Consider the following 13,474-nt stretch of genomic DNA (forward strand, 5'->3'; position numbering starts at 1 on the left):
TTCGTCGCGGAGCCTGTGCGCGGACGGCGCGGAGCGCCGATCCGGGTGCTCCTCGCAATGACGTGGTGAGTCTGTGCCATCATCGCCCCTCAGAACGGACCGGAGAACCAGTCGCCCGGCACGTCGTGCGGGAACTGGCGTTTGGTAACGAGAGACGCGGTCTCGACCTCGCGGCCGAGCATCCGGCCGACGGCCTCGACAATGTGTTCGGCGCGGACGTGATAATTCTTGGTCAGCGCCGGGGTGGTCGCTTCCGGCACGTCCGGCGCGGCGAGCCGCTGCGGCGCGGATTTCAGGCTCGCGAAGTGATCGGTCGCGATCCGCGCCACGATCTCGCCGGCGACGCCGCCGGTGAGGTGGCCGGAATCGAGCGCCAGCAATCGCCCGGTCTTCTGCACCGAGCTAACGATCGCCGGCCAGTCGAGCGGGCGGATCGTGCGCAGATCGATCAGATCGCAACTGATGCCCTGCGAAGCCAAATGATCGACCGCATGCAGCGCCTCGACCGTCATGTAGCTCATCGCCACGATCGTCACCGCATCGCCGCTGCGTACCACCCGCGCCTTGCCGAGCGGGGTGCGGACGTCGCCGGCCGGCACCTCGCCCTTCATGTTGTGCAGCCAGCGATGCTCGAGAAAGATCACCGGATCGTCGTCGAAGATCGAGGCCAGCAGCAGGCCCTTGGCGTCCTCGGCGGTGGTCGGCATCACCACTTTCAGCCCGGGGATGTGCGCGAACCACGCCTGCAGGCTCTGCGAATGCGTCGGCCCCTGGCCCCAGCCGCGGCCGATGATCATCCGGATGGTGATCGGCACGCCGCGCGCGCCGCCGAACATGAAGCGCCATTTGGCGGCGTTGTTGACCAATTGATCGAGCGACAGCAGCGCGAAGTCGAGCCGCTGATGCGTCATCACCGGGCGCAACCCGTTCAGCGCCGCACCGATCGCGATCCCGGTCATCGCCGCTTCCGAGGTCGGCATGTCGAACACCCGGTCCGGGCCGAACTCCTTGTGCAGATCGAGCGTGGTGCCGAACACGCCTTTGGGATCGTCGGTGCCGAGCCCGAAGCAGATCACGCTGTCGTCCACGCTCAGCGCTGTCGCGAGGCCATCGCGGATGGCGGCGGCGAAACTCGTGCTCATGCCGGCCCCGCATAGACGTCGGTGAAGGCGTCGGTGGCGTCCGGGAACGGCGACGCCTCGGCGTAGGCGAACGCCTCGTCGATCTCGGAATCGATCCGCGCCTGCATCTGGGCAATCTCGCCTTCGCTCAGCGCGCCCTCGCCGATCAGCGTGCGTTGCAATGCCAGCACCGGATCGCGCAGCTTCCACGCCTCGTATTCGGCAAGGCTGCGATAGCCGATGTCGTTGTCGTACATCGGGCCGCAATGCTCGCGCCAGCGATAGGTCTCGAATTCGTAGAACCGCGGCCCCTCGCCGGCGCGGATCGCATCGACGCCTTCTCTCAGCGCCGCATGCACCGCGCGGGCGTCGTTGCCGTCGCCGTGAAACGTCTTCAGGCCGAAGCCGGCTACCAACTCGTACAACTTGCGGCCCGGCGGCTGCCGCACGCCGAGCGGCGAATACACCGAGTAGCCGTTGTTCTCGCACAGGAACAGCACCGGCAGTTTCTTCACGACGGCGAAGTTCACCGACTCGAAGAACACCCCGGTTTCCGGCACCGCATCGCCGAGGAACACGCAGGAAATCTGCCCGGTCTGTTTCAGCTTCATCGGATAGGCCAGACCGACGCCGACCGGCACGGTGCCGCCGACAATCGCGGTCGAGCCCATGAAGCCGACGCTCTCGTCGATCAGATGCATCGAGCCGCCCTTGCCGCGCGAGCAGCCGGTGACACGGCCGTAGATCTCGGCGATCATCGCCTGCAGCGAGCCGCCCTTGGCGAGGTAATGCGCGTGCGCCCGATGGCCGCTGACGGCGAGATCGGTCGGCTCGAGCACCGCGCCGGCCGCCGCCGCGACGGCCTCCTGCCCGACCGACAGATGCGTCGGGCAGCGCATCTTCTGCTCGCCGTAGCGCTTAGCGATCGTCTCCTCGACGGCGCGGATGCGCATCATGTCGAACAGCAGACGATGCGACAGCTCGGTCATCGAACGAACCAGGTCATGGGATGAACCAGTAGTAATCGCCGGTGTAGCCGATCTCGGCGAAGAACGCCTTCCACTCGTCGACATGCATGATGGTCTGCGCGGTGAGGTTCCACGCCATCATCCGGCGCTTCTCGTCCTCGTCGCGATAGGCGTCGACCGTGATGAACGCGCCGTTGCGCGCGACCCGCTCGATCTCGCGCAGCGCGGTGGCGCAGTCGTCGCGGACCAGATTGTGCACGGTGTTGATCGAAATCACCACGTCGAACGAATTATCCGCGAACGGCAGCTTCACCGCGCTGGCGACGGAAAGATGCGACTTCATGTCGTCGATTGCGTGCTCGATCGCATAGGCCGAGACGTCGACGCCCTTCACGGTGATGCCGGGGATCAGTTCGGCCATGTCGTGCAGCATGAAACCCTTGGCGCAGCCGACGTCGAGCACGGACGACGAGGCGTCGAGGCCGAAATGCGACTGGAACGTCGGGATCACCGGCTGCCAGAACCGCGCCATGTAGTTGAAGCCGCCATAGCCGTGGCGGCGGTCGCCGTCGAAGAAGTCCTTGCCGAATTGCCGCGCGATCGCGCGATCCTCTTCGGATTTGGTCTGGCCGCGCTCGTCGACATTGCGCTTTGTGCGCGGGTAGTTGACGAGCAGATCGATTTCCTGGCCCATCGAGGTCCTCAAGGCTTGTGCGAATAGTCGAACGGCTGGTCTTTCAGCACGTCGAACCAGCGATCGACCCAGCGGATGGTGTCGTCGATGCCCTGCTCCAGCGTGATGCGGTCGCTCCAGCCGAGCTCGCGGCGGATCTTGCCGCTGTCGAGTTTGTAGGCCGAGTCCTTGCCGAGCCGCTCGCCGACGATCTCGACGTGATCCTCGAACCGCACGCCCATCGTCGCGCAGATCAGTTCGACCAGCTCGCGGATGGTGACGATGCGGTCGGTGGCGATGTGGTAGGTCTCGCCGAGCGTGCCGGCGGCCGCGATCCGCCGCGTCGCCTCGGCGACGTCGGAGGCGGCGATGAACGAGCGCTCCGAGGTGCCGCCGCCGTGCAGTTGCAGCTTGCGGCCGAGCCGGATGAACAGAATGGTCCGCGGCACGATCCGGTACAGCCGCTGCCCGGGGCCGTAGACGTTGGCGGCGCGGGTGTACAGCACCGGAAACTGGTAGGCGCGGAAATACGAGCGCAGGCTCATGTCGCCGGCCGCGCGCGACACCGCATAGGGCGTCGACGGATCGAACGGCGCGTCCTCGGTCAGCGTGCCGGTGGCGTTGCCGTAGACTTCCGGCGTGGTGACGTGGACGTAGCGATCGAGAAAGTCGCAGTGCCGCAGGCGCTCGTGCAGCCGCACGGTGGAGACCACGTTGGTCATGAACCAGTGGTCGGGATTGAGCCAGCTCTCGCCGACCATGCTTTGGGCTGCGAAATTGATGATCCAGGGAAACCGTTCGGCCTCGATCAGCGCCATCAGCGCGTCGAGATCGTGGTTGAGGTCGAGCTGGCGAAACCGAAACCGCTCGGCATTGGTCCAGCGATACGGCAGGAACGCCTCGTGCGGCTCCGGCGAGCGGCTGACGCCGACCACCTCGGCGCCGTGGTCGAGCAGATCGCGCACCATCTCGGCGCCGGTGAAGGAATTGCTGCCGAGCACCAGGACTTTTCCGAACGCCGCGCCGGCCTTCGCTTCGGGCGAGGATGCCGGAATCGGTCGGGTCACGCCTGCACGCTCCGCTGCATCCAGCGCAGATTGTAGTGTCGGTCCTCGTTCTTCAATTCGCCGCGCTGGAACTTGACGATGATCTCGCGGATCGCGTCGTTCACCGTCTTGTTCGGCTTGAAGCCGGTCGCGAGCAACTTGTCGGAGTTGATCCGGTAGGAGCGCGGGTCGTTCGATTCCGTCACTGTGATCTTGGTCGGCACCTGGGCGTCGACCATCCGGGCGATATCGAGGATCGAGATGTTCTCGAAGCCCGCATTATAGACGCCGCGCAGTTCCGGCCGCTCCAGCAGCATCACGTAGAGATCGGTGATGTCGTCGATATGGATGTTGGGGCGAACCTGGTTGCCGCCGAACACGGTGATCTCGCCGTTGGTCAGCGCCTGCATGGTCAGCATGTTGACCGAGACGTCGAGCCGCATCCGCGGCGACGGCCCGCACACCGTCGCCGGGCGCACGATCTGCACCGCCATGTCGCCGCCGTAGCTGAGCATCACCCGCTCGGCCACCATCTTGGTCTTGTTGTATTCCGAGATCGGCTCCAGCGTCAGATCCTCGGTGACCTGCTCCTCCTCCTTGATGCCGTAGACGCTGCCGGAGGACGCGTAGATGAAGCGCGCGATGCCTTCGCGCGCGGCGCGGTCGGCGAGTTGCATGGTGGCGAGCGCGCTGATCTCCCAGGTCAGTTTCGGATTGAGGTCGCCGCACGGATCGTTGGCGACGGAGGCGAGATGGATGATCGCATCGATGCCGTCGAGCGGTATCGTCGCGGCGTCGCGGACGTCGCCGCGCACCACCGTCAGCGCCGGGTGCGGGGTGAGGTCGTTGCCGAACCACATGATGTCGAACGCCACCACGTCGTCGCCGCGCGCCAGCAGTTTCGGCACCAGAGTGGACCCGACATAGCCGCAGGCGCCGGTCACCAGAATCTTCATCGCGTCATCCCATCGAGATCGTCACGGGCTTGTTCCGCAGGTCGCGGGGTTCGCCGGACAATTCGTCCTCAGCATCGATTTCGGCACGCAAACGCCACACCGGGATCGCAGCGCAATCGCCGCATCCACGAATCACCCCTGCATCGTCTGCCGGAGATACACGCATCGGAGCACGCGCCGGTAGAGCCGCGCGGCGCGATCAGCCGACGGCCGGCAGCGGCACGCGCTGGCCACAGGCGAAATCGAGGATCGCGTGGCACAGCGTCAGATGGCCGATCTCCACGAAGCCGTATTGGTCGGAAGCGAGGTAGAAATTGATGTCGCCCTGGCTGCGCAGCGGGTTTTCGGCGGAAAAGCCGCTCAGCGTCACGATCCGGCAGCCGCGCTGCTCTGCCACCGCCACCGCGTTGAGGATGTTCGGCGAGCGGCCCGAGCTCGAGATCGCGATCAGAAGATCGCCCTCCTGCGCGAACAGATCGATCTGCCTGGCGAACACCTGCTCGTAGCCGTAATCATTGCCGAGGCAGGTCAGCATCGCGCCGTCGTTGAGGCAGAGCGCGCGCATCCCGCCATTCTTGGAATAGTCGGTCGCCATGTGGCTGGCGATCGCGGCGCTGCCGCCATTGCCGATGAAGATCAGCTTGCGGCCTTCGGCATGGGCCTCGCGCGCCCAGGCCATCACCAGCGACGCAGCCACTTCCTGGCCGAAGCTCCGGCCGTCGCGATCGGAGACCTGGGTGGCGGCGAGCGTGTCGCGAAGGAAGTCGTAATAGCCGAGCATCTGCGCTTTGGAGACCAGCGGGCTCGGGGCGACATCCGCTTGGATATCACCCGACGATTCTTGAGAGTGTAACTCCCGGGCCTGCGTCTTGCGCGACTTCATCATCTGCGTTCCAGGCGCCCACGATGCGCGTGATTCGTCACTAATGACTGAATCGCAACGAACTGGCAACGCACAGACACGGACCGGAAACAAAAGAAGCGGCCGCAGGAGGCGTCCCGCATCGTCCGCGAAACCACCCTCGGTACTTTACGGGACCGAGGCCGCGCGGCCCGCCGCACGCCCGCGGGCCGGCTTCCGCCGATGCCCCTGCGACTAAGCCGGAAGCCCCGGCATCGCGTCCTTGCGGGTGAGAAAGGCGCTGCCCTGTTTGTACGAGGTCGGCAGGTCGGCGACCGTGCGCGCCTTGCGCCAGCCGGTCTTCTGGGTGAACAGATTCACGCCGGCGCGCGACGCGTAGTCGAAGATCGCCGCGGCGTTGGCGTCGCTGCCGATCTCGAGCATCACGTCGAGGCCGTCCCAGCGCTCCGCCGGCAGCGAGGTGATGATGACGGCCTCGTGGCCCTCAGCGTCGATCTTGGCGAAGTCGACCTTCGCGGCGATGGCGGCGAACGCCTCCAGCCTGACCGCGAAGCGGTCGATCTGGCCGTAGGGATCGCTCTTGGCGCCGGCGAGATGGCTGCCGGTGGTATTGCCGCGCAGCCGCAGGAATTCCGCCTGCCCCGCCTGCGCCGACACCGCCGCCTCGTGCACCGTCACCGTGGTCACGCCGTTGGCGGCCATGTTCGCCTTGAACAGCGCGATGTGCTCGGGATCGGGCTCGTAGCTCGCGACCGAAAAGCCGCAGCGCGCCATCACCAGGCTGTGCAGGCCGATATTGCCGCCGATGTCGGCCGTCGTCTTGTAGGTGCCGCGGTTCTGCCAGTAGAACGCGAACAGGATCAGCTCGTCGAGCCCGAACAGGTCGAGCGAGTCGACTGCCCCCATCGCATGATACGGGAAGCTGATCGGCCCGAACGGTCCGAACGGCACGTCCCTGCCGCCCTGCGCGAACAGCGTCACCACCGCCTGGCGCGCGGCGACGGCGAGCGCCTGATACGCCGTCCCGCCCGGCGCATGGTGATGCGCGAGCTCCGGCAGCGCGGCGATGATCGCAGCGATAATTTCATCGGCGGCCGGCGTGCGCGGCGCGGCTGCGGCCTGCGAGACGACGTTGCTACCTGGTATCGGGGCGGTCTGGCTCATGGAAGGATGCCGTCGCTGATTTGCCGATGAATCACTCCGACCACATTTCGCCGCACAGGGCAAGGCGAATGCCGGCGCGGCCGGATCGGATCATGTCGGGCCCCGCTCCGGCGAAGCGGCGCCCGGAAAAGAAAACGGCGGGGTTTCCCCCGCCGCTTCCAGATCGTTAGTTCGACGATCGCTTCACGTTTAACGCAGGAGCTGAAGCACGCTCTGCTGCGACTGGTTGGCCAGCGACAGCGCGGACACCGCGATCGACTGGCGGGTCGTCAGCGCCTGGCTGTTCGCCGCTTCCTCGTTGGTGTCGGCCAGCGTCAGGTTCGACGAGCCGGTCTGCAGCACGTTGATCAGGTTCTTCGAGAACTCCTGACGGGCCTGCACGATCGACAGGTTCGAACCGAACGCGGAGGCCTGCGACCGCAGGGCGGTCGAAGCGGCGCTCAGCTTGGTCAGCACCGAGTTGGTCGCGTTGTTGTCGATGAAGTCGGTTCCGGAGGTGAGGGTCGACAGGCCGAGGCCGGTCGGGTTGAAGGTCACGCCCTGGATCGAGATCGTCGACTTGCCGGTTTCGTTGAACACCAGCTTCAGGTTGTCGCCGTTCAGCAGGTTGACGCCGTTGAACGAAGAGTCCTGAGCGGTGGTCTTGATCTGGTCGAGCACGTCGTTGAACTGCTTGACCAGGCCGGCGCGGGTGTTCTGGGCGTTGACGTCGGCCACCGGGCCGGTCGGCACGGTGAAGGTCAACTGCGAGGCCAGAGTGCCGCCGATCACGCCGCCGTCCGAGCCGCCCAGCGTACGCGAGGCGTAGTCGTTGGAGGCCGCGATCGTCAGCTTGCCGGAGGCGTTGTCGATCGACGCCGTCAGGTTGTTGGCGGCCAGCGCGACGTTGAGCTGGGCCAGCGACTTGACCGTGCCGTTGGTGCCGTCGCCGAGCGTGACATTGACCGCCGACCCGCCGTTGAAGGAGGAGAAGGTCAAGGTCTTGCCGTCGAGGCTACCGGCGGCGGCGCCGCGGCTTGCGGTGAACGAGCTGGAGGAACCGCTCGGGCCGGTGAGGCCGAGGGCGGCCAGCGCGTTGCCGGTGCCGTTGATGCTGAGATCCGACGCGAGGCCGGTCGACAGCTTCAGCGAGCCGCTGGTGATCGACGAGTTGGCCGCGCCATTGGCGGTCGCGATCGTCGCGCCGGAAATACCCAGCGTGGCGACGCGGACGCCGGTGGCGAGGTCGACAGCCTTCAGGACGTCATCGAGCGTGCCCTTCTGCAGGTACACGGTCGAATTGCCGCTGCCGTCGGTCTCGACGTTGCCGGAGATGCCGGTGTGGGACGAAGACGCGGTCGGAACCGCGGCGTTCTTGAAGGTGATGGTCTTGCCGTTGACGTTCAGGGTCGAACCGTCCGCGATCAGCGTGCCCATCGTCGTGCCGCTGGTGGTGCGCTGCTTGGTGAGGGTCAGCGGACCGGTACCGGACGCGGTGGTCAGGCCGAGGTTCTTGAACAGGTCGGTCCAGCCGGTGACGTTCAGATCGCCACCGGTCGAGCTCTGGATGGTGGTGATGCCGGTGGCGACAGCCGACGCGGTCTGGCCGGAGTTGGTGCTGATCGTGGCGACACCCGCCGAGATCGACGCCGCCTTGACGCCGTTCGCGAGATCGATCGCGGTCAACAGATCGCCCACCGTCGCGTTGGTGAACTTGGTCTGGTCGCCGAGATAGATCGTCGAGTTGCCCTGGCCATCCGTGCCGATGCGGCCGAGAACGCCGGTGCCGGTCGGGATGTTGTTGCCCAGCGGAGCATCGGAGGTCTTGAAGGTGATGGTCTTGCCGTTCACGGTGAGCTGGGTGCCGTCAGCGATCGCCGTGGTGGTGAGGCCACCATGGGTGTTGAACAGCTGGGTGCTCGCCGAGATGTTCGCCGACGCGGTCGCGGCAGCGGTATCGACGGTCTGCGCGGTCAGGCCGAGCTTGGCCAGAACGGCGCCGCCGGCGTTGTCGCCGACCGTCAGCGGGCTGTTGGTGCCCGAGTGCAGTTCGAGCTTGCCGCCCGTAACGGTCGAGGACAGGCCCGTGTTGCCGTTGATGGTGTCGATGGTGTCGAGCAGCGAGTTGACCGTCTGGTCGAGACCGATCGTGTAGTTGCCCGAAGAGTCCTTGCTGGACGCGCCGGCGGTGGTGAAGGTGATCGACTTGCCGTTGACGGTGATCGAATCACCAGCGGCCGGGCCGGTCGCCGTCACGGTCGAACCGTTGGTCAGTTCGCTGATCAGGTTGCTGCCGGCCGCGGTGGCGGCGGCGGTGCCGACGCTGAGAACGCTGCCGAGCGCGGTGTTGTCAGCGGCGCCGAGAACGGTCACGGCCGCCGAAGCCGCGATGCTGACGATCGCGCCACCGAGCGTATCGGTGCCCGCCGCAGCCGTGGTGCCGCCGGCGGTGCCGTCGAAGATCACGTTGCCGGTCGCGGTCGCGTTGGTGAAGCTCTGCGTGCCGCGGATGTCCTCGGCGGTCGCACCGGCGATGGTCGCCGAGACGTTCGACTTCGTGGCGTAGCCCGAGGTCGTCTGCAGGGCCTGGTTGGCGATCGACTTGGCGCTGTCGACGAGCTTCGTCAGCGAAGTGATGCCGGTGTTGGCGGCCTGCAGGATCTGCACGCCGTTGCCGATGCCGTCGAGCAGGTTGTTGATGTCGCTGGCGCGCGCGTCGAGCGAAGCGGCGGTGAAGAAGTTGGTCGGATTGTCGAGCGCCGAGTTCACCTTCTTGCCGGACGAGAGGCGGCTCTGGGTGGTGGCGAGCAGATCGGCCGTGGCCTGAAGCGACGAGAGGTTCTGGCGGACGGCATTCGAGAGAACGATACCTGACATTTTTTGCTACCTTCCTGGTGCACAACTGCGATCTTCTTGATCGACCGCGGAACCATGACCGGCAGACTCTAAAAATGCGTAAAGGAGCGGCAGCGGCTTTGACCGACATGACTCCGCGTAATTTCACGGGCTTCCTCGCGCCGCGCGACGCGCCCCGGAAACCTCGCCGCGACGCCGGCGAGCGCCTCATTCCTCGAAAGGTGCTGGGATTCGCGTGACTTGCACCGTCCGCGCTGCGCGCTGAACAAACATTAGGGCCGCCGTGCGTGGGCGCGACGGCGGCCCGTTTGTTGAGAGATCGTTAACTAGAGAAACTTGACCAGGCTCATCTGATAGAGCTGCGAGGTCAGTTGATACGACGCCTGCAGGCTGGTCTGCAGCGCCAGGATCTTGGTGGCGACCTCGTCGTTGTTGATGCCTTCGATCGAGTCCAGCATGGTCTGCGCCAGCGCCTTGGTCTGGGTCTGGCGATCCGCGGTGGATTTCATCGCCGCCTGCGCGCCGGCGAGATCGGCCTGGATGTTCTGGATCGTCTGCTCGCCCGGCACGGTAGCGAGGTTGGCGGCGACCCGCTGGTTCAGCGCGGCGAGCTTGTTGGAGCCGTTGGGGTCGGTCGCCGAGGTGGTCACCGCGGCGAACACCGCCACGGTCTGCAACTGCTTGCGCAGCGCCTGCTCGTCGGCGCGGATGCCGTATCGCACGGTGATGGCGTCGTCGACCCGCCCGATCGCGGTGCCGCGCGCGGGGTCGGACGCCGAGTCCGGCTCGCCATTGTACCAGAACACGGTGTCGGCGGGGGTGCCGGCGACCTGCGCGGTGGCGTTGCCGAACGGCGCGGTGCCGGCGACGCGCAGCGGCGGCGTGTTGGCGAAGAAGTCGTCGCCGGCCTTGATCGCCGAGGCGGCGGCGAGCGCGCTGCCCGACAGTTTCTGCACCGCGTCGGTGAGCGCCGTCTGCAGATTCGCGGCGGTGATCGAGGGCGACGCCGGCACCGGCGGCACCGCCAGCGGGTCGCCCGGATCGATCGCGAAGCTGTTCGCCGGCAGCGGCGTCTGCGACGACGCCGTCAGCTTGATGGTCTCCTGGGTGCCGTCCGGCAGGTCGAAGGTGAACGAAACGGTCTGCCCCTCGGTGGGCACGACGCCGCCCAGATCGATGCCCATCGCGACCGGATTGGGTGCGGCCGGCGCAATGGTCGGCGGCGTTTCGGTGGGCTGGGTCACCGTGGCGCCGACGATCGTGGTGGCGATCGACGAGATCTTCAGCCCGAACGGCGAGGCGCCGATCGGCGTCGGCAGCGCATACGGATTGGCGGCGAAGTCCTCGCCGATCTGCACCGAGTTCGGCGTGGCGCCGGCCGAGACGATGGTGCGTCCCATCCCGGTGGTGCCGACGTCGGCGTCGTGGCGCTCGCTGATGACCTGCTTCAGCCCGGCGATCGCCGCGCCGTTGCCGTCCATGATCTGGTCGGCCGCCGTCACCGGCGCGGTGTCGGTGGCGCGGCCGGAGAACAGGTAGCGGTCGCTGGACTGCGCGTTCAGCATGTCGACGGAATCGAAGAAGTCGAGCGACGCGGTCTTCTGCCCCGGCGTCTGCCCGGTATTGTCGAGCGTCGAGCCGGCGCTCGCGGCCGCACCCTTGACCTCGCTGCCGATGGCGTTGAGCCGCTGCAGCGACAGATTGGCGACGCTGATGCGGGTGTTGATGTTGGTCATCGTGTCGGAATAGCTGGCGATGTTCGCCACCTGCGCGCGCAGCCCGATCGCGAGGCCGCGCCCGGTGCCCATGCCCGCATAGCTCGTCGAGACCCGCCCGTTCGCGAGTTGCGCGGTCAGATCCTCGATCTGGCTGCGGAGATTGAGAATCCCGGAGCCGATATAGGAAGTCCGCCCGCTTACGCCATCGATCGCCATCGCCGCCTCACAAAGCCTGCATCAGCGTCTGATACATCTGGTTGACCGTCGACATCACCCGCGCGTTCGCCGAATAGGCGTTCTGCAGCGAGAGCAGATGCGCCATTTCCTCGTCCATGTTGACGCCGGAATGGGTCGAGTACTTCTGCTGCAGCGTGTTCAGCACGACGCTCTGTCCGTCCGCGAGCTGCGACGCCGCCTGGGCGTTGGAGCCCTGCTGGCTGACGAATTGCTGCAGGAAGCTCTCCAGCGTGCCTTTGTAGGGCGCGGCATTCGATCCGATTCCGGTCGTCGCCGAGTACAGATACTTGCTGCTGGCGAGCTGCTTGGTGATGAAATCCGGCCGCGTCGTGTCGCCGGCCGCGGTCTGCGGCGTGGTCGAATACACCACCAGCCGCGACGGATCGGTGATCAGTCCGGGGTTGACCGAGATGCGTTGCGCGAGGCCGGTCATCTGCGTGCCGTTGGCCCCGATCGCGCCGGTGTAGGGCGAGCCGGCATCCGTGAACAACGGCACCTCGGCGCTGCCGCCGGTCAGCGACGTCACAGTCGTCGTCACCGAGGCGGAATTCACCGTCGAGAAACCGGGATTGTTCAGGACCGTGATGTTCGGCGAGGTGCCGGTGAACTGCAGGTTGCGGGCGTTCAGCGCGGCGTTGAGCTGCGCGGTGACCGAGCCGGAGGCGCCGGAGAAATCGATCCCGACCACGTAGTCGTTGGGATTGAGCGTCGCCGTCTGCGGCAACGGCAGCGCCGCCGGATCGTCGACGCGCATCACAGACACGGTGCGCTGCGCGCCGGTGGTGATGTCGGTGTAGCTGATGTTGACGGTGTTGCCGGCCTTCATGTCGGTCAGGTTGAGGTCGAAGCCGGTCTGCGCGCCGGACGTCGCCGGCGTACCGGCGGTGGTCTTGTCCGACAGCGCGCTGGCCATCGCCGCGGCGAACTGGTCGAGCTGGGTCTGGGCCTTCACCAGCGAATTGTCGCGCAGCTCGACATAGGCCGCCATCTTGCCGGACTTCAGCGAATTGGTCAGATCGGCCGTGCTGCCGTCGGGATAGACGATCCGGACCGAGCCGAGTTCGCTCGCCGAAGTGTTGGGATTCCAGGTGGTGCTCGGGGTGACGGTGCCCTGGGCGTCGAAGCTGAGCTGCGCGGCCTGCATGCCGACGAGCTGCATGCCGGAGCCGGTGAACACCGTGACCTGGTTGGAGCCATCGGTGACGACGCGGATGTCCATCAACTGCGCGAGCTGGTTGATCGCCGCATCTCGCTGGTCGAGCAGCGACGCCGTCGCCGCGTCGGTCGAGGTGCCGCCGGCCGGGTTGGTGCGGATGTTGTTGTTGATGCTGGCGATCCGCTGCAGCAGATTGTTCGCCGTGTTGACGGAGTCGGTCAGGCCGGTCTCGGCGCCGGTGCGCAGCGTCTGGATGCCGTTCGACATCGAATTCAGTACGCCGGACACCACCTGCGCGGCGTTCAGCACGCCGATCCGCGCCGAGGTGCTGTCGGGGCTGGTGGCGAGCGCCTGCGCCGCCGCGGTGAGGCCGTTGAAGGCGTCTTCCAGCGTGCCGTTCGAGTTCGGATCGCCGAACAGGCCCTGCAATTGCTGCAGGAAGTCGGACCGCAACGAGGCGTAGGACGCGCCCGACGTCTCGGTGCGGAGCTGCGCCTGCAGATAGGCGTCGAGCTCGCGATTGACGCCGTTGATCTGGACGCCGCTGCCCGACGGACCGGACAGCGTGGTGACCTGATTGACGGTCTTGCGGACGTAACCCGGCGTCTCGGCGTTGGCGACGTTGGACGACACCAGCGACATCGAAGCCTGGTTGGCGCGCAGGCCCGCCATTGCGATCGAAAGTGCGTCTCCGAGACTCATGACCGACTACCGGTTGGACGAACGAAGAAGAGGCGA

The 13,474-nt window shown here is 66.4% G+C and carries 10 protein-coding genes; all 10 read right to left on the reverse strand.

The window, feature by feature from the left end:
- Nucleotides 1-89 precede the first annotated feature (89 nt).
- Complete coding sequence (locus SR870_RS11535) at nucleotides 90-1,142, reverse strand: alpha-ketoacid dehydrogenase subunit beta (RefSeq protein WP_322518094.1); 1,053 nt, start codon at nucleotides 1,140-1,142, stop codon at nucleotides 90-92.
- Nucleotides 1,139-2,110, reverse strand: coding sequence for a thiamine pyrophosphate-dependent dehydrogenase E1 component subunit alpha (locus SR870_RS11540; protein ID WP_322518095.1), 972 nt, complete (start codon nucleotides 2,108-2,110; stop codon nucleotides 1,139-1,141). The genes SR870_RS11535 and SR870_RS11540 overlap by 4 nt, the downstream gene beginning before the upstream one ends.
- A 13-nt stretch (nucleotides 2,111-2,123) precedes the next feature.
- Nucleotides 2,124-2,783 (reverse strand): class I SAM-dependent methyltransferase, encoded by a 660-nt coding sequence (locus SR870_RS11545; RefSeq protein WP_322518096.1) that lies wholly within the window; start codon nucleotides 2,781-2,783, stop codon nucleotides 2,124-2,126.
- A gap of 8 nt (nucleotides 2,784-2,791) precedes the next feature.
- Complete coding sequence (locus SR870_RS11550; protein WP_322518097.1) at nucleotides 2,792-3,829, reverse strand: GDP-mannose 4,6-dehydratase; 1,038 nt, start codon at nucleotides 3,827-3,829, stop codon at nucleotides 2,792-2,794.
- Complete coding sequence (locus SR870_RS11555) at nucleotides 3,826-4,764, reverse strand: SDR family oxidoreductase (RefSeq protein WP_322518098.1); 939 nt, start codon at nucleotides 4,762-4,764, stop codon at nucleotides 3,826-3,828. The genes SR870_RS11550 and SR870_RS11555 overlap by 4 nt, the downstream gene beginning before the upstream one ends.
- Nucleotides 4,765-4,963: 199 nt before the next feature.
- Nucleotides 4,964-5,650, reverse strand: coding sequence for an SIS domain-containing protein (locus SR870_RS11560; protein WP_322518099.1), 687 nt, complete (start codon nucleotides 5,648-5,650; stop codon nucleotides 4,964-4,966).
- Between the two features lie 210 nt (nucleotides 5,651-5,860).
- Nucleotides 5,861-6,790: an FkbM family methyltransferase gene (locus SR870_RS11565; RefSeq protein WP_322518100.1), complete on the reverse strand. Its 930-nt coding sequence runs from the start codon at nucleotides 6,788-6,790 to the stop codon at nucleotides 5,861-5,863.
- A gap of 189 nt (nucleotides 6,791-6,979) precedes the next feature.
- Nucleotides 6,980-9,646, reverse strand: a complete 2,667-nt coding sequence (locus SR870_RS11570) for a DUF1522 domain-containing protein (RefSeq protein ID WP_322518101.1) — start codon at nucleotides 9,644-9,646, stop codon at nucleotides 6,980-6,982.
- 305 nt (nucleotides 9,647-9,951) lie between these two features.
- On the reverse strand, nucleotides 9,952-11,559 hold the full coding sequence (locus tag SR870_RS11575) for a flagellar biosynthesis protein FlgL (protein WP_322518102.1): 1,608 nt from the start codon (nucleotides 11,557-11,559) through the stop codon (nucleotides 9,952-9,954).
- Nucleotides 11,560-11,566: 7 nt separating this feature from the next.
- A complete protein-coding gene (flgK, locus tag SR870_RS11580) occupies nucleotides 11,567-13,438 on the reverse strand; it encodes a flagellar hook-associated protein FlgK (protein ID WP_322518103.1) in 1,872 nt (623 codons plus the stop codon).
- Between the last annotated feature and the right edge of the window lie 36 nt (nucleotides 13,439-13,474).

It is taken from the genome of Rhodopseudomonas palustris (genome assembly GCF_034479375.1).
In the GTDB taxonomy this organism is placed as follows: domain Bacteria; phylum Pseudomonadota; class Alphaproteobacteria; order Rhizobiales; family Xanthobacteraceae; genus Rhodopseudomonas; species Rhodopseudomonas palustris_M.

What these genes read in the sequence shown, in the direction of transcription:
- SR870_RS11535 (WP_322518094.1), bottom strand. Translation starts at nt 1,142, where the DNA reads ATGAGCACGAGTTTCGCCGCCGCCATCCGCGATGGCCTCGCGACAGCG.
- SR870_RS11540 (WP_322518095.1), bottom strand. Translation starts at nt 2,110, where the DNA reads ATGACCGAGCTGTCGCATCGTCTGCTGTTCGACATGATGCGCATCCGC.
- SR870_RS11545 (WP_322518096.1), bottom strand. Translation starts at nt 2,783, where the DNA reads ATGGGCCAGGAAATCGATCTGCTCGTCAACTACCCGCGCACAAAGCGC.
- SR870_RS11555 (WP_322518098.1), bottom strand. Translation starts at nt 4,764, where the DNA reads ATGAAGATTCTGGTGACCGGCGCCTGCGGCTATGTCGGGTCCACTCTG.
- SR870_RS11560 (WP_322518099.1), bottom strand. Translation starts at nt 5,650, where the DNA reads ATGATGAAGTCGCGCAAGACGCAGGCCCGGGAGTTACACTCTCAAGAA.
- SR870_RS11565 (WP_322518100.1), bottom strand. Translation starts at nt 6,790, where the DNA reads ATGAGCCAGACCGCCCCGATACCAGGTAGCAACGTCGTCTCGCAGGCC.
- SR870_RS11570 (WP_322518101.1), bottom strand. Translation starts at nt 9,646, where the DNA reads ATGTCAGGTATCGTTCTCTCGAATGCCGTCCGCCAGAACCTCTCGTCG.
- SR870_RS11575 (WP_322518102.1), bottom strand. Translation starts at nt 11,559, where the DNA reads ATGGCGATCGATGGCGTAAGCGGGCGGACTTCCTATATCGGCTCCGGG.
- flgK (WP_322518103.1), bottom strand. Translation starts at nt 13,438, where the DNA reads ATGAGTCTCGGAGACGCACTTTCGATCGCAATGGCGGGCCTGCGCGCC.